Source organism: Microtetraspora niveoalba (assembly GCF_001570405.1).
Classification (GTDB): Bacteria; Actinomycetota; Actinomycetes; order Streptosporangiales; family Streptosporangiaceae; genus Microtetraspora; species Microtetraspora niveoalba.
Genome location: NZ_BBYM01000026.1, coordinates 75236 through 91315 on the forward strand (window position 1 = coordinate 75236; position 16080 = coordinate 91315).

Consider the following 16080-nt stretch of genomic DNA (forward strand, 5'->3'; position numbering starts at 1 on the left):
CTCAGCCTCCTAGATAGCTGCTTGACAGTTGGTCCTCGATCTCGCCGGGCCGCCCGACCGCGACGACGCGCCCGTGCAGCATCAGGGCGGCGGTGTCGGCGATGGGCAGCACCGCCCGGGCGAACTGCTCCGCCACCAGGACGGACAGGCCCTCGGCGACGAGCTGCGCGACGGTGTCGTACATCTGGGTCACGATCATGGGCGCGAGCCCCATGGACAGCTCGTCGAGCAGCAGGACGGCCGGGTCGGTGCCGAGGGCGCGCGACAGCGCGAGCATCTGCTGCTGGCCGCCGGACAACGACCCGGCGAGCTGGTGGCGCCGCTCGCCGAGGATGGGGAACCGGGTGTAGGCCGCCTCCTCCATCTCCGCGAGCGTCGCGCCGGTGCCGGTGGCGACCCACAGGTTCTCCCGCACGGTGAGATTGGGGAAGACGCCGCGGCCCTCGGGGATGGAGCACACGCCGAGCCGGGCGGCGTCCTGCGCGGTGACGCCGTTCACCCGGCGCCCGGCGAACCTGAGCTCGCCGCCGGTGAGCGGCAGCAGGCCCGCGCACACCTTCATGGTGGTGGACTTGCCGCCGCCGTTCGGGCCGAGCAGCGCCACCACCGAGCCGGGCCCGACCGCCAGGTCGACGCCGTGCAGCACCTCGATCGGGCCGTAGGCCGCGCGGGCGCCCACGAGCTCCAGCAGCGGCTCCGGTTCCGCGTTCACGCCGTGACCTCCTCGGTGCCGATGTACGCCGCGATGACCTCGGGCGACTCCTGGATCTCCTTCGGCGTGCCGGACGCGATGACCGCTCCGTAGTCGAGCACGTGGACGGTGGAGCAGAGCCGCATCACGAGCGGCAGGTCGTGCTCGACCAGGCAGACGGCGAGGCCCTCGTCGGCGAGGCCGGACAGCAGCCGGGCGAACGCCTCGGTCTCCTGCTCGGTCTGGCCGGAGGCGGGTTCGTCGAGCAGCAGGACGCGGGGCGAGGTCATCAGCGCCCGCGCGACCTCCACGACCCGTGCCCGGCCGGTCGGCACGTCCGACATCTCCAGGTGGGCGATGTCGGTCAGGCCGGTCCGCTCCATGACGCGGTCGGTCTCCTCGTCGACGTCGATCCGGCGGCGGGTGTTCGCCCGCAGGATGTCGCCGGCCACCCTGATGTTGTCGCGCACCGACAGCGAGAGGAACAGTTCGAGCCGCTGGAAGGTGCGGGCCATGCCGAGGTGCGCCCGCCTGGCCGGGGCCAGCCGGGTGATGTCGGCCCCGTCGAGCAGGACCGTCCCGGACGCGGGCCGCTGCAGCCCGGTGATCGTGTTGAACAGTGTGGTCTTGCCCGCGCCGTTCGGGCCGATCAGCCCGGTGACGGCGCCCTCCTCGACGCCGATGCTGACGTCGTCGACGGCGGTGTTGCCGCCGAACCGCACGGTGACGCCGCGGGTCTCAAGCAACGGCATGGACGTCTCCCTCCTCGGCCGCGAGCGGGAAGCCCGTCCGCCGCGGGGTCGCGGGGGCGGCGCCCGCCGGCAGGCCCAGCTCACGGTCGAGCCGCCGCCGCAGCTCCTCGGTGTACGGCTCCTCGACGCCGGCGAGTTCGAGCGGCGTGCTCCGGCGGCGGGCGGCCTCCTCCGCGCCCAGCACGGCGGCGGGCATGAGCATCCTGCCGAGGACGGGGAGCATCATGCCCAGGCAGGCGGTGAGGATCGCGAACCACCAGTTGCCGATCACCCCGGTGAGGGCGAGGACGTACAGCACGGCCTCGGCGGCGGCGCCGCCGACCAGCACGGGCTTCGCGTTCCGCAGCGCGCGGTAGCTCCCGACCAGGTCGTGGACGGTGCCGCTGGGGTTCTTGCCGACGCCCATGCCGATGAGGGCGGTGGCGACCATCGCGAGCTGGCCGATCGACGTGTACACGGTCCCCATCGCCGGATCGGCCATCGCCAGGTCGTTGAAGGTGCCGATGATGATGACGAAGCCGACGCCCGCCATCAGGCCGCCGAACAGGGCGCCGCTGACGTATCCGATGCCGCCCACGACGGTCAGCATCACCAGGCCGAGGCTGGCCATGATGGTGAAGTTGTCCCCGGCCACGGAGCCGCTCGCGCCCGCCATCAGCACGCCGCCGAGCCCGGCGATCGCCGCCGAGAGCATGAAGACGCCGAACTTCAGCCTGACCAGGTTCTGGCCGAGCATCGCCGCCGCCGCCGGGCTGTCCTTCATCGCGGCCAGCCGCCTGCCGTACCCGCTGTTGCGCAGGGCGACCAGGCCGACCGCGATCAGCGCGAAGAGCACGGCGGCGGTCAGCAGGAACGTGAGGGGGTCGCGCAGGTCGAGCGGCCCCACCTTGAGCGGCGGGACGATCAGCGTGCCGTTCGGGAACAGCGAGAACGTGACGCCGAAGAGGGTGTGCTCGGTGGTGTCGCGCAGCACCATGTTCGACAGGAAGACCCCGAAGGCCATGGTGGCGAGCGCCAGGTAGAGGCCGCGCAGCCGCAGCGCGGGCAGCGCGACGACGCCGCCCACGACGGCGGTCACCAGCACGGCGAGCAGGACGCCCCATAGGCTCAGGTGGGCGGCCAGCCCGGTGCCGGCCACGCCGAAGTGGAACGCGACGATCGTGGCGACCGCGCCGAACGAGAGCGGCGCGAGGTTCAGCTCGCCCGCGTACCCGGTGAGCACGGTGAGCGAGAGCGCGATGATCGCGAACGTCATGCCGAGGGTGAACGTGGTGATCGACGAATCCTCCATGAGGAGCGAGAGCAGGAAGACGACCGCCACGAAGACGCCGCCCCAGGTCGCGGCCGAGCGCACGCTCGGGACGCGGTACCGCTCGCGGGTCCGCACGGCGGCCACGCGCAGCCGGTCCTGCGGCAGCACGATCAGCACCACGAACAGGATGATCATCGGCAGGGAGACGCGGAAGTTGCCGGTCCACGTCCAGTCGGTCGGGAAGTACGCCATGACGTACGTGGCGGTCATGCCGAGCACGATCGCGCCGGCGAAGGTGCGGGGGATGCTGCGCAGCCGGCCGAACATCGCGGCCGCGAACGCGTCGATGACCAGCAGCGTGAGCTGGTTGGCCTCCAACGCGCCGCCGCCGATCGGGGTGATCAGGACGCCGGCCAGGACGGCCAGGGTCGAGCCCATCGCCCAGGACAGCATGGCGACGCGGTCGGGGTTGTGCCCGGCGAGGCGGAGCAGGTCGGGGTCGTCCACGGTGGCGCGCATGACGACGCCGACGCGACTGCGGGTGAAGAGCAGCCGCAGGCCGACGGCGATGGCGGCCGCGACGACGAGGCAGATGATCTCGTGTGCCCGGATGACCACGCCGAGCAGCTCGATCTTCGCGCTCGCCCCGAAGAACATCTCCATGATCCGGGCGTCTTCCGGATGCCAGATCCACTGGGAGAGGTAGACCATGCCGAGCAGGATCGCCACGGTCACGACGATCTTGGTGACGTCGGCGGTGTCCCGCAGCCCCTTCATGATCAGGGTGTGCAGGGCCGCGCCCATCGCGGGGCCGACCAGGCCCACCACGATGATCAATGACAGCCACATGGGCAGCCCCCACCCGTAGGTGAGCTGCCAGTAGAGGAACGTGCCCAGCATGGCCTGGGCGCCGTGGGCGAAGTTGAAGATTCCCGAAGTGTTGTACGTGAGGACCAGCCCGGAGGCCGCGATCGCGTAGACCGACCCCAGAACGAGCCCGAGGATCGTGAAGGTCAGGAACGTGGTCATGGTTGCCCTAGGTGAGAGTGGCAGGAGCGGCCGGGAGGCGGGCCGGGGGGTGACGGCCCGCCTCCCGGCGGGCGGATCAGACCTGGGGCTTGATCACGTCGGGGGTGAGGAACGTGGTGGCGATCCGGTCCCCGTCGAGCTTGGTGCCCCAGGTGGCCGGGTCGGTCTTGAGCACGTTGCCCTTGTCGCACTCGAACTCGCCGACGGCCGCCGGGGCGACCTGCTTGTACGTCGAGCCGGTGAGCTTCACCAGCAGCGCGCACGAGGCCGGCATGTTGCCGCCCGGGTCGGTCGGCGCGTGCAGGCCGCCGCCGGTCCACTCGTGCACCTGCGAGAGCTTGTTCACCATGCACTGGCGGGTCAGCTCGGAGCCGCAGTCCCTGGCCGCCGTCGCCCACAGCAGGAACCCGGAGGTCGCCTGCATGCCGAGCAGCGCGATCTTGCCGCCTTCCGCGCCGACGAGGTCCATGTACTTCTTGACCGCCGGAACCTTGTCGGCGTTCTCGAACGGCTGGAAGATCAGTCCGGCGTGGATCTTGTCACCCACGCCCGAGGTGTTCCACTTGGCGACGGCCTGGCTGTACCAGGTCGCCTCCATCACCAGCGTCGGGTGGGCGCCGACCCGGTCCAGCGCCTCGAGCAGGCTGAAGGCCGACGGGTCCGGCGTCTTCGAGGTCCACAGGGCCTTGACGCCGCACGCCTTGAACTTCTCGGCGAACGGCACGTAGCTCGGGTCGCCGTCGTTGTTGAGCTGGACTCCGCACTCCATCGGCTTGATGCCGAGGCTCTTCATGACGTTCTTGACCTTGTTGCTGCCGGTCATGACCGCCGGGGAGGTGGACGTGATCAGGTCCACGTTCGAGGCGAACTCGGGGAAGGTCGTCGAGGCGAGCTTCATCGGCGCCCCGTTGTAGTAGTCCACCGGGTAGGGGACGGCCTCGAACTTCATCGGGCCCATCGCGGCGTTCGGCCCGACGGTGTAGCCCGCGACCACCGGCAGGTTGCAGGCGACCCGGTACTGCTCGGCGGACTCGTCCATCGCGAAGCCCTCGCCGACGAGCATGAAGTCCTGCTTGCACGCCTTCTGCATGACCGTGGCGGCCTGCATGTACGCGGCGTCGTACTGGTTGCCCTTGATCTGGCGCCCGTTGATGCCGCCCTGCGCGTTGCACCACTTGATCATGGCGCTGATCGCGTCGCCCATCTCCTTGGACAGGCCGGGGGCCTTGGTGAAGCCGCGATCGTCGCCGTAGCCGATCGTGATCGTGGTGTCCGTGACGCCCTGGTCGGTGGCGCCCTTGGCATCCCCCTTGCCGCACGGCGACTCCAGCGTGCCGAACGTCTCCTTGACGCCGGAGTCTCCGGCCGCGGCCGTGCCACCACCGGTGGTGGCGTCCGGCACCGCGGCCGATCCCCCGCGTTCGCTGGCACACCCGGTGGCCAGCACCGTGAGGGCGACAGTGGTCGCCGCTACGCGGGCGATGGTGCCTTTCATCCGGAACTATCTCCTTTCGCCGACCGCCGTACGGCGGCCGGTATGCGGGGGGTGAGGGTGGGATTCGTCCCGATGGGAGACCATCAGAAGTTGGCCTGTCCGCCGTCGAGCGGCACGGTGGCGCCGGTGAGATAGCGCAGGTCGGGGCCGACCAGCGCGACCACGGCCCGGCCGATGTCCTGCTCGCAGTCGCCGACGTAGCCGAGCGGGATGGTCCGGCAGAACTCCTCCGCCTCGGCGGGGTTCGCCTCCATCCAGCGCTTCAGCCCGGGCGAGAGCGCGTGCGGGGCGATCGAGTTGGCGCGGATGCCGTCCACACCCCACTCCGCCGCCGCCGTCCTGGTCAGCGAGCGGAGCGCCTGCTTGGCCGCCGCGTACGCGCCGTAGGTCGTGGGATCCCACCGGACCGTGGCCGAGCTGATCAGGTTCACGATGCTGCCGCCGCCCCGCTCCTTCATGTGGGGGTGGCAGGCGCGCATGAACGCGAACGCCGCGAAGGGTCCGCTGCGGAAGCCCTTCTGGAAGGCGGCGTCGTCCATGGAGAGCAGCGGTCCGTACGAACCCGAGTAGGCGTTGTTGACGAGGATGTCGACTCCGCCGAACCGCGCGACCACCTCGGCGACGACCGCGGGGACCGCCTCGGTGTCGATCACATCGCAGAGGAAGGGTTCGGCCCGCGCGCCGCGTTCACGGATCAGGTCGCAGGTCGTCTCCAGCTTCGGCATGGTCCGGCCGAGCACCGCGATGGACGCGCCTTCCGAGGCGAGCGCGAGGGCGATTCCTTGTCCGACACCCTGGCCGGCCCCGGTCACGATGGCGATCTTCCCGTCGAGGGTTCCCATTGATCTCCCGTTTCACCGTGTGATGGCCGCAATAGTGAATGTGATCCCGCACACGCTGAGCAGGCAGTCCCGCTCACCGGGAACATCTCTTCGACCACGGCGCGCACACGCGGGAGGGCGTCCCGCTGGCCGGAAAGATCGCTCCGGCCCCCTCGTCCCGGCTGTCAGCCGCGGGCCGCCTCGGCGGTCACCGCCTCGGCGATGAAGGTCGCCGCGGCCGCCGATCGCGCCGGCAGATCGTAGGTGTGATCCAGTCGCCAGCACCGGAGGACCGACAGGTAGACGGCCCCGATCATCTCCGTCAGCAGTTCCGGATCGTGATCGGTCCGCACGTCGCCCTGGTCGAGCCCGGCGTCGACGAGCCGCCGGAGTTGCGCGTGGAACATCGCGTTCCGCGGCGCGCTCACCTCGGGCCGGGCGAGGTCCGGCTCCAGCTCGGCCGTCACGACCTCGAGGTAGCCGGGATGACGTTCGGTCGAGCGTACGACGGCCTCGAACACCCTGCGGATCCGTTCCCGTGTCGGGAGCGGAAGGGCGAGGTGCTGGTCGATGAACGCCGCCAGCAGGTCCATCTCGTCCGCCCACAGCGCGGCCAGCACGTCGTCCTTCGACCGGAAGTAGTTGAAGAACGTTGCGCGGGACACTCCGGCGGCTTGGGCGAGATCGTCCGCCGTGGTGCCGGCCACGCCGCGTTCGGCGTACAGGATCTTGGCGGCCTTCAGTATCCGCGCGTGCGTCTCGCGCTTGTTGCGCTCCCGAGCGCCCATCCCGGCATCCCCTTCCGCCCGCGGCACCGTGCCCCGCACCCTAAAGGACGAGGGGGCACGGGCCCGCTGCTCAGGGGTGCCGTACGGCCCGGTCGATCGGGGATCGACCGGCGGGCCCGCTACGGCGCCATGTCCAGGTAGCCGACGAATCCGGAGGGGTCGTGCCGCCCGATCACCGCGTGCTCGAACATGCCCCAGCCCTCCCGGCCGTCGCAGGTCGCACGCGCGATGTGATCGATCGTCGCGTACGGAAGCATCGCGACGATGTCCGGGGCGCCGAGGTCGTACTCCGACAGCAGGCTCCAGTTCCGGCCGCGCCACTGACCGTGGGTCCAGTCGGGGTCCCCGCTGTAGCCCGCGCCGAGGTTCAGCGAGATGTACCCCAGCAGGTCGAGGTCCACGGTCAGCGGCTCACCGGACGGCGTCGCCAGGTGCAGCCTCGCCGACTCCGGCATCCGGGTCCCGCTGCGATACGTGATCTCCGAGCGCGGCCACCCGAGCTGCTCGATCGTGCCGTCGGCGAACACCCGCGTGGCGTGGTTGAGCGTCCGGTAGCCGTCCGGGCTCTCCTGCATGATCACCATCAGCGCGAAGTCGTCGAAGCGCAACGGCACATACGTCCACCAGTGACCGCCGATCGGTTCGTCGGCCATGCGGCCGGCCGGGTCCGGGTCGCCGCTCGGCCGGATTCCCCACGAGCGGTCCCGGGAGCCCGTCCAGACGTCGGGATCGACGGCGAACTCCGTCCCCGCGGCGTTCAGGACGCCCGACCAGCTCCCGACCTGCGCGAAGCGGGTCGCGTCGAGGATCGGCCGGGGGCCGGCCGTCAACATGTGATGCTCCTCGAGCACGCTCGGGAAGGACCCCTCCCAGGTCAGGTCGAAAGACAGCTCCTCGTGCTCGCAGATCAGGCGCACCCGCTGCAGCGGCTCGATCACCTCGACCCGGTAGCCGCCGACCTCGGCCTGCGTCGACCGCCGGTCGTGGGCGTCGGAGAACCGGACCGCCCACTGCCGGTCGCCACGGCGAACGGTCGCGAAGGCGTCGACCACGCCGAGGTTCGGGTAGACCCCGAGGCCGGTGATCAGGAAGACGTCCCCGGTGCGGTCGTGCGCGTTGAAATAGCACCGGTCGTAGAAGTTCCGATCGCTGGTGGCGACGCGCGCCATCGACAGCGGAGCCTGGTGGATGGGGAACTCGTCGAGCGGATGGGGCCTCATCACTGCTTCTCCCATTCGTAGGATCCGTCGATCAGCCGCGCGAGCATGCTGTGGTGCAGCACGTATTCGTCCGGGTTCTCGTGGGCCGACACCTCGCCGAACTGGATCCGGCGCCGTTCGATCCGGGACATCACGATCCCGTGCCGCAGCGCGGCGTACACGAGGTAGAAGTCGAGGTCGCGCAGCTCGACGCCCGCGCTGCGCTCGTACTGCGCCACCACGTCCGCGCGGGTGAACATCTCGGGCAGGCCGGGCATCGAGAACAGCTCCGCGATGTCCTGGAACATGCGATGGAAGAAGATGAACCAGCCCAGATCCAGCTCGCGGGGAGCGAGCGCGGCCAGCTCCCAGTCGAGCACCGCGACCGGCGCGACGCCGTCGTACATGATGTTGCCGATGCGCGCGTCGCCCCAGCACAGCACGTCGGGCGACGGATCGGCCGGCCAGTGCGCCTCGCACCAGTCGAACGCCCGCTCAAGGACGGGAATGCGCAGCCCGTCCTGACCGCGGGTCCACTCGTAGTATCGGCGCTCGTTCTCGAAATGCCGGCGCAGGCCGGACTCTCCGTCGGCGGGAGCGAGCGCGGGAAGCCGGCCCGCCGGATCCTCGATCTCGTGGATGCGGGCCAGGACGTCGACGGTGCGCGCCTGCAGGTCCCGCCGTTCCGCCGCGTCGAGCTCGTGCAACCAGCCGCCGAACACGTACGGGGGGTTGTCGACGGGCACGGAACCGGTCAGGCGGTCCATCACGAGGAACGGCACGCCGAGCGGCTCACCGGAGTTCTCCACCCAGCGGACGCGCGGAACCGGCACGTCGCCGTGCCTGCTCACCGCCGTGATGACGTCGAACTGGCGTTGGAGGTCGTAGGCGGGGAACACGGGTACGGCCGTCGCCTCCGGGGCGAGCCTGGCGACGAGCTCGGCGGTCCGGCGGCTCGCACCGTCGGCGCTCCACTCCAGGTCGAACAGCACGGTGACGCTGGACATCCCCGATTGGCCGGGGCGGCTGAGGTTGCGCACCTGAACGTCGTCGGTGCCGAGCTGATCGGCCAGCCACGCGGTCAGTGAGGCCTGAAGCTCCTCCAGACCCCGCCGGCTGGTCGTGATGTTCGTCCGCGCGCCTTCGGGCAGCGCGCTGTCGTGAGTACTTCTGTCGGTCATGACGGCACTTCCTTCGGGGGGGTCGAGCGCCGAACTGTCCACCGATGCCCTGGGCGCGGATACCCGGATGACGGCCGATCTGCGGGTTCCCGGCGGCAGGTGGCCCAAATATAGACTCGGGGTCTAATTTTTGTATACCCGTTGTGCTTTCCGGCGGAGGCGGTGCCGGCCGTCACGGGGTCGGCCGTCACACGGTCGGCCGTCGCGGGGTCGGCCGTCACACGGTCGGCCGTCGCGGGGTCGGCCGTCACGGTGCCGGCCATCAGCCGCGCTCTCCGAGGGTGATGTCGACCCGTTCGAGCACGCCCCCGGTGAACGGGTAGGCCGCCGGATAGTCGCCCACGGGCGAGCCGGAGGTCCGGCCGACGTCGAACGTCTCGTCGATGGAGAACAGGGCCGGGGGCGTGACGCCGATCCGGTCCCTGCCCGCCGTGACGCCGTCCACGACGAGGGCGGCCTCTCCCCCGGCCGCGACGCCCCCGTCGTGGCGGAAGTCCACCTCGATCGTGTGGCGTCCGGGGCCGAGACCGTCCGCGGCGGTGAGCGTGAGCGAGGCCAGCGCGAAGGTGCGGTAGACGAAGGCCGGCCGGCCCGCGCCGTCCAGGTACAGCGCCCAGCCCGCCGCGCGGCCGCCCATCGTCGCGATCACCCCGTACGGCGCGGCGGGGCCGGCGTGGACCACCGCGCGCAGCGACCACGACCTGCCGAGCACGCGCGGGGCGTTCGACTCGGGGATGCCGACGGCGCCGGGACGATAGGTGAACCGCTTCCTGCCGCGCGCCAGGTTCGGCATCCGGGTGCGGGCGACCCGCGCGTCGCGCAGCGGGAGGATGCCCGCCCGCGCCGCCTCGCTCTCGAAGAGCGCCCGCATCCGGCGCAGCCTCCCGGGCTCTGCGGCGGCCAGGTCCTCGGCCTGGCTGAAGTCCCGTTCGAGGTCGTACAGCTCCCAGACGTCGTCCTCGAAGGGGCGGTCCGGCCCCGGGCGCCCGACCGACCACGGTGTGCCGCCGTGGTGCGCGCTCGCCATCCACCCGTCGCGGTAGATCGAGCGGTGCCCGTACACCTCGAAGTACTGGGTGGTGTGCCGCTCGGGCGCGTCCGGGTCGGCGAAGGTGTAGGCCAGGCTGACGCCGTCCATCGGCAGTTGCGTCACGCCGTCCACCTCGGCGGGCGCGGCGAGTCCGGCCGCCTCGAGGATCGTCGGCGCGATGTCGTTGACGTGGGAGAACTGGCCGCGCAGGCCGCCCCGGTCGGCGATCCCGGCCGGCCAGGTGACCACCAGGGGGTTGCGCGTGCCGCCGAGGTGCGAGGCGACCTGCTTCACCCACTTGAACGGGGCGGTCAGCGCCCACGCCCACCCGGCCGGATACTGCGGGTACGTGCTCGGGCCGCCGATCTCGTCGAGGCGGGCCAGCCGGGACTCGACGCTCTCCGGCAGGCCCTGCAGCGCGCCCATGTAGTCGAGGCTGCCGGGCACGCCTCCCTCGGCGCTGCTGCCGTTGTCCCCGACGACGTAGAGGAAGAGCGTGTCGTCGAACAGCCCGTCGTCCTTGAGCGCCCGCACCAGCCGTCCGATCTGGACGTCGGTGTGCTCCAGGAACCCGGCGTAGACCTCCATAAGGCGTTCGGCGACCGCCTTCTCGGCGTCGCCCAGGTCGTCCCAGGCCGGGATCTCCTCCGGCCGCGGCGTCAGCCGGGTGTTCTCCGGCACCACCCCGAGCCGCTTCTGGCGTTCGAGGGTCTCCTCCCGCAGGGCGTCCCAGCCCCGGCGGCACCTGCCCCGGTACTTCTCGCTCCACCGGGCGGGCACCTGGAGCGGCGCGTGCGTCGCGCCCGGGGCGAGATAGAGGAAGAACGGCCGGTCCGGGGTGAGCGCGGCGCGCAGCCGCACCCACTCGATGGCCCGGTCGACCAGGTCCTCGGTCAGGTGGTAGTCCGGCACGTCGGGCCGGGACACCGGCGTCGTCCCCTCGTACAGCGTCGGGTCGTACTGGTCGGTCTCGCCGCCGAGGAAGCCGTAGAACCGGTCGAACCCCTGCCCGGTTGGCCAGCGGTCGAACGGCCCGGCCTGGGTGGACTCCCACGGCGGCGCGAGGTGCCACTTGCCGAAGGCGGCGGTGCCGTAGCCGGCCCGCCGCAGCGTCGTGGCGACGGTCGCGGTCTCCGGCCGGAGCACGCCGCGATATCCCGGGTGGGCGTTGGCCGAGTTCAGCACGGTGCCGACGCCGGTGACGTGCGGGTCCCGGCCGGTGAGCAGCGAGGCGCGGGTGGGCGAGCAGATCGCGGTGGTGTGGAACCGGTTGTAGCGCAACCCCTCGGCGGCGAGCGCGTCGAGCGCGGGCGTGTCGATCGGGCCGCCGAAGGTCCCGGCCGCGCCGAAGCCGACGTCGTCGAGCAGCACGACCACGACGTTGGGGCGCCGCGCCGGTCCCGCCCCGCCCGCGAGGACGTCGTTCTCACCGGAGGTCGTCGCCATTCGAACTCCTCATATCGGTAAGGCACCTGTCTTATGGCAACATAAGACAGGTGCCTTACTTCATCAACGGCCTCGTCGTGATCGGGCCGGGGAGGTGCCCGTGACGGCGGACGCGGCGCCGTCCCCGGACACGCGGATCCGGCTGATCGAGGTGGCGGAGCGGCTCTTCGCCGAGCACGGCGTCGCCTCCGTCTCGTTGCGCACCGTCGGCGCGACCGCCGGGCAGCGCAACAACTCGGTCACGCAGTACCACTTCGGCTCCAAGGACGGACTGATCGCGGCCATCGCCCGCCACCGCTCGGCGCCCATCAGCGAGCGGCGCATGGAGATGGTCGCCGAGCTGCGCGCGGCCGACGGGCCGCCGAGCGTCGAGTCGCTCATCCGGCTGCTCGTGGTCCCGCTCGCCGAGTCGATGGCCGGCTCCCGGAGGGAGACCTGGTACCTGCGGTTCCTGGCGAGCGCGCTCGACCATCCGCTGATGCGGGACCTCGACGAGCCGGGCGGCCCCGAGCATCCCGGCATCGCGTACATGCTGGAGGAGCTCCGGCTGCGGCTGCCCGGGACGCCGGCCGCGGTCTTCGAGCGCCGGACCAGGTGGATGGCCGCCATCGTGGTCCGCGTCCTGGCCGACCACGAGCGGCAGCTCGCCTCGTCCGAGGGCTCCGCCGTCCCGCTCGACGAGGTCGTCTCCGACCTCGTCGTGAGCATGGCCGCGCTGCTGCGGGCGCCCCGCCCGCCCCGCTCACCGGCCGGCGCCCCGCCGGACGCCATTCCGTCCCAGTGACCGGGAAGCCGCGTTCGACGGCGGCCGCGATGGCCAATATTGGCCGCCAAGGAAGACGGAGTCCCGGCGGCACGAGAGGGAACTGATGTCAACGTCCGCAGACCCGAGAGCGGCGGCCTTCGCGGCCATGACCCGGCTGACCGGCCCCGGCGGGGATTTCGAACTGGCCGAGGAGGACGTCCTCGGCGCCCGCATGAGGGTCTACAAGAACCGTGCCAGGTCGCTCGGAGAGGTGCTGGCCCGGTCGGTCCGGCACGGCGAGCGCGACTACATCGTCACCGCGGACGAGCGCCTCAGCTTCACCGAGCACGCCGCCCGGGTCGCGTCCCTCGCCACCGCCCTCCGGGACGAGTACGGCGTGCGCCCGGGCGACCGGGTCGCCATCAACGCGGCCAACTCCCCCGCCTGGATCATCTCCTTCTGGGCCACGATCGCGCTCGGCGCCGTCGCCGTCGGCTACAACGCCTGGTGGTCGCGCCGCGAGGTCGAGTACGCGATCGGCCACACCGAGCCGGTGATGGTCGTCGCCGACGCCAGGCGTGCCGCGCTGGTCGACGGCGGCGTGACCGTCCTGACCGTCGAGGAGGACATCCCCCGGCTCTCCCGCCTGCTCCCGGACGCCGTCCTGCCCGCCGTCGACGTCGCCGAGGACGACCCCGCCGTCATCCTCTACACCAGCGGCACGTCCGGACGGCCGAAGGGCGCCGTCCACTCGCACCGGAACCTGACGTCGGTCGTCGAGTACCACCGGATGAACGACGCCATGGCCGCCGCGTTCGGCGACCCGACGGACCCCGCCGACCGGCGCTACCTGCTCGCGCTGCCGCTGTTCCACATCGCGAGCCTGCACAACCTCGCCGTGCCCCGCCTGGCGACCGGCAGCGCCGTTGTCATGCACCAGGGCGCGTTCGACGTGGACCGGGTGCTGCGGCTGATCGAGAAGGAGCGGGTCACCAACTGGGGCGCCGTGCCCACCATGGCGCACCGCCTGATCGAGCACGGCGACCTGTCGAAGTACGACCTCTCCTCGCTGACCGCCTTCGCGCTGGCGTCCGCGCCGTCGTCCACCGCGTTCAAGGAGCGGCTGCGCGCCGCCTTCCCGCCGGCCAAGGACGCCCTCGTCGACAGCTACGGCCTGACCGAGACCTCGACCGCCGTCGCCGCGGCGACGCCCGCCGACCTCGCCGAGGCGCCCGGCACCCTCGGCCGCCCCATCGTCGGCGTCCAGGTCGAGGTCCGCGACCCGCTGGGCGAGGCGCTGCCCGAGGGCGAGGAGGGCGAGATCTGCGTCCGCAGCCCGTTCAACATGCTCGGCTACTGGAACGACCCGGCGGCCACCGAGCAGGCCATCCGCGCGGACCGGTGGCTGCACACCGGCGACATCGGCGTGATGGAGCAGGGGCGGCTGCGCCTCACCACCCGGCGTTCCGACCTGATCCTGCGCGGCGGCGAGAACGTCTACCCCGCCGAGATCGAGAACGTCCTGGCCGAGCACCCCGGCGTGCTCGAATGCGTCGTGATCGGCGTCCCCCATCCCGATCTCGGCCAGGAGGTCATGGCCGTGGTCGTCACCGACGGCGAGCGGCCCGTCGGCGAGGAGGAGCTCCAGGCGCACGCCGCGGACGAGCTGGCGTACTTCAAGGTGCCCTCCCGCTGGCGCATCACGACCGAACGGCTGCCCCGCAACGCCACCGGCAAGGTGGTCCGCCGCGAGGTCGAGAGCTCCGTGAGCGACCGATCCTCCTGAGCGATCCGGCCGGAAGGCCCGGCGGGGCCCCGCCCACCCGGACGGGGCCCCCGCCGTCCCGGAGGCGCCGGCTCAGACCGGCCACTCGAACGGATCGAGAAGCCGCGCTCCCGTGCGCTCGAAGTCCTTCGTGTTGCGCGTGACCACCGTCCACCCGCGCACGCGGGCCGTAGCGGCCGGCAAGCCGTCGACAACCGGCAGCGCCGCGGCCGTCGGTGGGATCATGACCGGCGTGAGGTGGTTCAGGCGGCGGATCAGGCCGCTCCCAAGGGCGCGTACGCCGCTGGACGTCGTCCCCGGACTCGTGGCGAGGGCCGAGGCCGGTCACCCGCACGCCTTCCACGACCTGTGCGAGGGGCTGCTGGGCGCGGCGGCGGAGCCGACCTGCGCCGGACGGGCCCTCGACGCGCTCACCGCGAGCCGGCCCACGCTGTGGCTGGATCTCGACCTCGCGCTCCGCGCTCCCTGGTACGACTACATGCGTCCGGCGCGACGGCCGGGGACCTCCCGGGGGTGGGAGCCCGGCACAACGCTCGACGTCGCGCTGCGCGCCAGCTCCCACGACGGTTACGAGCGGGAGCAGGCCGTACGGCACGACGCCATGCGGACCGACTTCCGACTCCTTCCCGTACTCGTGATCCGGGCGGCCGACTGGGTGGACGAGGTCAGGATCGCGGCGCTCGAGACGCTCCGGCTGGTGCTGGCCGACCCGGCGGCGGACCTGCTCGCCGCCCTCCCGATCGCGGTGCGGCTCGGCGACCGGCGGCGGGGCGGGCCGGCCCTGGCCGAGGTCCGCGCGGCATTGCTGCGCGCGGACGACGGGACGTCGGCGAGGGCGCGGGGCTGCGCCGACCCCCGCGCCCGGAGGTTCGCGTACCGGGTGTCCCTCGACTCGGGCCGCCTGCGCGAGACCGATCTGATGGCGGCCGCGCTCGGCGAGAGCGACGCCGTCTCCCGGGTGTGGTGCGCCGAGGCGGTCGGCCGCATGGACCGGCCGGACCTGCTCGAACGGCTGCTGACCGGCCGTTCCGCCCGGGTCAGGGCCGTCGCGCTCACCGGGCTGGTCCGCCTGGGCCGCCCCGAGCACGGGGCGCGCTTCCTGGACGACCGCTCCACGGTCGTGCGCCTGACGGCGCAGTGGGCGGTCAGGAGGGCGGGCGGCGACCCTGCGCAGACCTGTCGCGCGCTCCTGGCGGCGCGGCCGGGGGCGAGGGTCGCCGGCCTGATCGCCGGTCTGGGCGACTGCGGGGGCGGGGGTGACGCCGGCCTCGTGCGGCCGTACCTGGCCGACCCGCGTCCGGCGGTACGGGCCGAGGCGGTCCGGGCGCTGCTCCGTCTCGGCGCGCCGGTGGATCTCATCCCGATGCTCGGCGACCCCGCGCCGGCGGTGGTCTGGAGGGCGGTGACCGGGTTGCGCCGCTCCGGCGTGCCGGCGGACCGGCTCTGGCCGCTGCTCGGCCCCGGCCTCCCGCGGCACGTACGGCAGGCCGCCCACCGGCTGCTGACCGGGGTGGACACCTGGACCCGGCTCAAGGCCGATCTGACGCTGATGGGCGACACCGACGAGTCGCTCCGCCGCCGCGCCCGCGCCGACCTCGTCATGTGGCGGGCCGACGGGGCCGCGACGATGTACACGAGCCCGCCGCGGCAGCTCGCGGACGAGTTGGCCGCGCTGATCGACGCGGCCGAGGCGTCCCTCGGCCAGAGAGAGGCCGCCGAACTGCGCTGGTTCCTTTCCGTGGGCGGGTGAGCGCGGGCCGTACGGCGGGAGAGCCGGGCGAACCTCCCCGACCCGGCCCTCCCTCCGACGGTGGGCGGCGAGGCATGCCCCCATTGCCATGTCCCGCCTCGGTGGGTCGGACTAC

General features: G+C 72.1%; 13 protein-coding genes. 3 read left to right on the forward strand and 10 right to left on the reverse strand.

The features are described 5' to 3' along the window. Position 1: 1 nt before the first annotated feature. The 9 genes from AWQ70_RS25125 to AWQ70_RS25165 all read right to left on the reverse strand — a co-directional run bounded on the left by AWQ70_RS25125 (position 2) and on the right by AWQ70_RS25165 (position 11684). A complete protein-coding gene (locus AWQ70_RS25125) occupies positions 2–712 on the reverse strand; it encodes an ABC transporter ATP-binding protein (protein WP_067180558.1) in 711 nt (236 codons plus the stop codon). Beyond that, the gene (locus AWQ70_RS25130) at positions 709–1443 is read right to left on the reverse strand and encodes an ABC transporter ATP-binding protein (RefSeq protein ID WP_067180559.1); all 735 of its coding nucleotides are present in this window, start codon (positions 1441–1443) and stop codon (positions 709–711) included. Before AWQ70_RS25130 ends, AWQ70_RS25125 begins: the two co-directional genes overlap by 4 nt. After that, entirely contained in the window at positions 1430–3724 is a 2295-nt protein-coding gene (locus tag AWQ70_RS25135; RefSeq protein ID WP_067180561.1) for an ABC transporter permease, read from the reverse strand. The genes AWQ70_RS25130 and AWQ70_RS25135 overlap by 14 nt, the downstream gene beginning before the upstream one ends. 76 nt (positions 3725–3800) lie before the next feature. Next, positions 3801–5219, reverse strand: a complete 1419-nt coding sequence (locus AWQ70_RS25140; RefSeq protein WP_067180566.1) for an ABC transporter substrate-binding protein — start codon at positions 5217–5219, stop codon at positions 3801–3803. A gap of 83 nt (positions 5220–5302) precedes the next feature. Continuing rightward, positions 5303–6061 carry an SDR family NAD(P)-dependent oxidoreductase gene (locus tag AWQ70_RS25145; protein ID WP_067180567.1) on the reverse strand — a complete coding sequence of 253 codons (759 nt, stop codon included), beginning with the start codon at positions 6059–6061 and terminating at the stop codon, positions 5303–5305. Positions 6062–6225: 164 nt separating this feature from the next. After that, on the reverse strand, positions 6226–6828 hold the full coding sequence (locus tag AWQ70_RS25150; protein WP_067180570.1) for a TetR/AcrR family transcriptional regulator: 603 nt from the start codon (positions 6826–6828) through the stop codon (positions 6226–6228). Positions 6829–6947: 119 nt separating this feature from the next. Beyond that, entirely contained in the window at positions 6948–8048 is a 1101-nt protein-coding gene (locus tag AWQ70_RS25155; protein ID WP_067180572.1) for an Rv3169 family protein, read from the reverse strand. Beyond that, positions 8048–9208, reverse strand: coding sequence for a phosphotransferase family protein (locus tag AWQ70_RS25160; RefSeq protein WP_067180574.1), 1161 nt, complete (start codon positions 9206–9208; stop codon positions 8048–8050). The genes AWQ70_RS25155 and AWQ70_RS25160 overlap by 1 nt, the downstream gene beginning before the upstream one ends. 262 nt (positions 9209–9470) lie before the next feature. After that, a complete protein-coding gene (locus tag AWQ70_RS25165; RefSeq protein ID WP_067180577.1) occupies positions 9471–11684 on the reverse strand; it encodes an arylsulfatase in 2214 nt (737 codons plus the stop codon). Between the two features lie 100 nt (positions 11685–11784). On the opposite strand from AWQ70_RS25165, the gene AWQ70_RS25170 reads away from it, so the two are divergent. Beyond that, positions 11785–12468, forward strand: a complete 684-nt coding sequence (locus tag AWQ70_RS25170) for a TetR family transcriptional regulator (RefSeq protein WP_067180580.1) — start codon at positions 11785–11787, stop codon at positions 12466–12468. 85 nt (positions 12469–12553) lie between these two features. Then, on the forward strand, positions 12554–14215 hold the full coding sequence (gene casG, locus AWQ70_RS25175) for a steroid-24-oyl-CoA synthetase (RefSeq protein ID WP_067180583.1): 1662 nt from the start codon (positions 12554–12556) through the stop codon (positions 14213–14215). Between the two features lie 72 nt (positions 14216–14287). On the opposite strand, the gene AWQ70_RS39965 is transcribed toward casG, so the two are convergent. After that, entirely contained in the window at positions 14288–14440 is a 153-nt protein-coding gene (locus AWQ70_RS39965; RefSeq protein WP_169808735.1) for a PIN domain-containing protein, read from the reverse strand. Positions 14441–14447: 7 nt separating this feature from the next. On the opposite strand from AWQ70_RS39965, the gene AWQ70_RS25180 reads away from it, so the two are divergent. Next, positions 14448–15965 carry a hypothetical protein gene (locus tag AWQ70_RS25180; RefSeq protein ID WP_157530361.1) on the forward strand — a complete coding sequence of 506 codons (1518 nt, stop codon included), beginning with the start codon at positions 14448–14450 and terminating at the stop codon, positions 15963–15965. The last annotated feature ends 115 nt before the right edge of the window (positions 15966–16080 follow it).

What these genes read in the sequence shown, in the direction of transcription:
- casG (WP_067180583.1), top strand. Translation starts at nt 12,554, where the DNA reads ATGTCAACGTCCGCAGACCCGAGAGCGGCGGCCTTCGCGGCCATGACC.
- AWQ70_RS25150 (WP_067180570.1), bottom strand. Translation starts at nt 6,828, where the DNA reads ATGGGCGCTCGGGAGCGCAACAAGCGCGAGACGCACGCGCGGATACTG.
- AWQ70_RS25165 (WP_067180577.1), bottom strand. Translation starts at nt 11,684, where the DNA reads ATGGCGACGACCTCCGGTGAGAACGACGTCCTCGCGGGCGGGGCGGGA.
- AWQ70_RS25155 (WP_067180572.1), bottom strand. Translation starts at nt 8,048, where the DNA reads ATGAGGCCCCATCCGCTCGACGAGTTCCCCATCCACCAGGCTCCGCTG.
- AWQ70_RS25145 (WP_067180567.1), bottom strand. Translation starts at nt 6,061, where the DNA reads ATGGGAACCCTCGACGGGAAGATCGCCATCGTGACCGGGGCCGGCCAG.
- AWQ70_RS25160 (WP_067180574.1), bottom strand. Translation starts at nt 9,208, where the DNA reads ATGACCGACAGAAGTACTCACGACAGCGCGCTGCCCGAAGGCGCGCGG.
- AWQ70_RS25140 (WP_067180566.1), bottom strand. Translation starts at nt 5,219, where the DNA reads ATGAAAGGCACCATCGCCCGCGTAGCGGCGACCACTGTCGCCCTCACG.
- AWQ70_RS25130 (WP_067180559.1), bottom strand. Translation starts at nt 1,443, where the DNA reads ATGCCGTTGCTTGAGACCCGCGGCGTCACCGTGCGGTTCGGCGGCAAC.
- AWQ70_RS39965 (WP_169808735.1), bottom strand. Translation starts at nt 14,440, where the DNA reads ATGATCCCACCGACGGCCGCGGCGCTGCCGGTTGTCGACGGCTTGCCG.
- AWQ70_RS25135 (WP_067180561.1), bottom strand. Translation starts at nt 3,724, where the DNA reads ATGACCACGTTCCTGACCTTCACGATCCTCGGGCTCGTTCTGGGGTCG.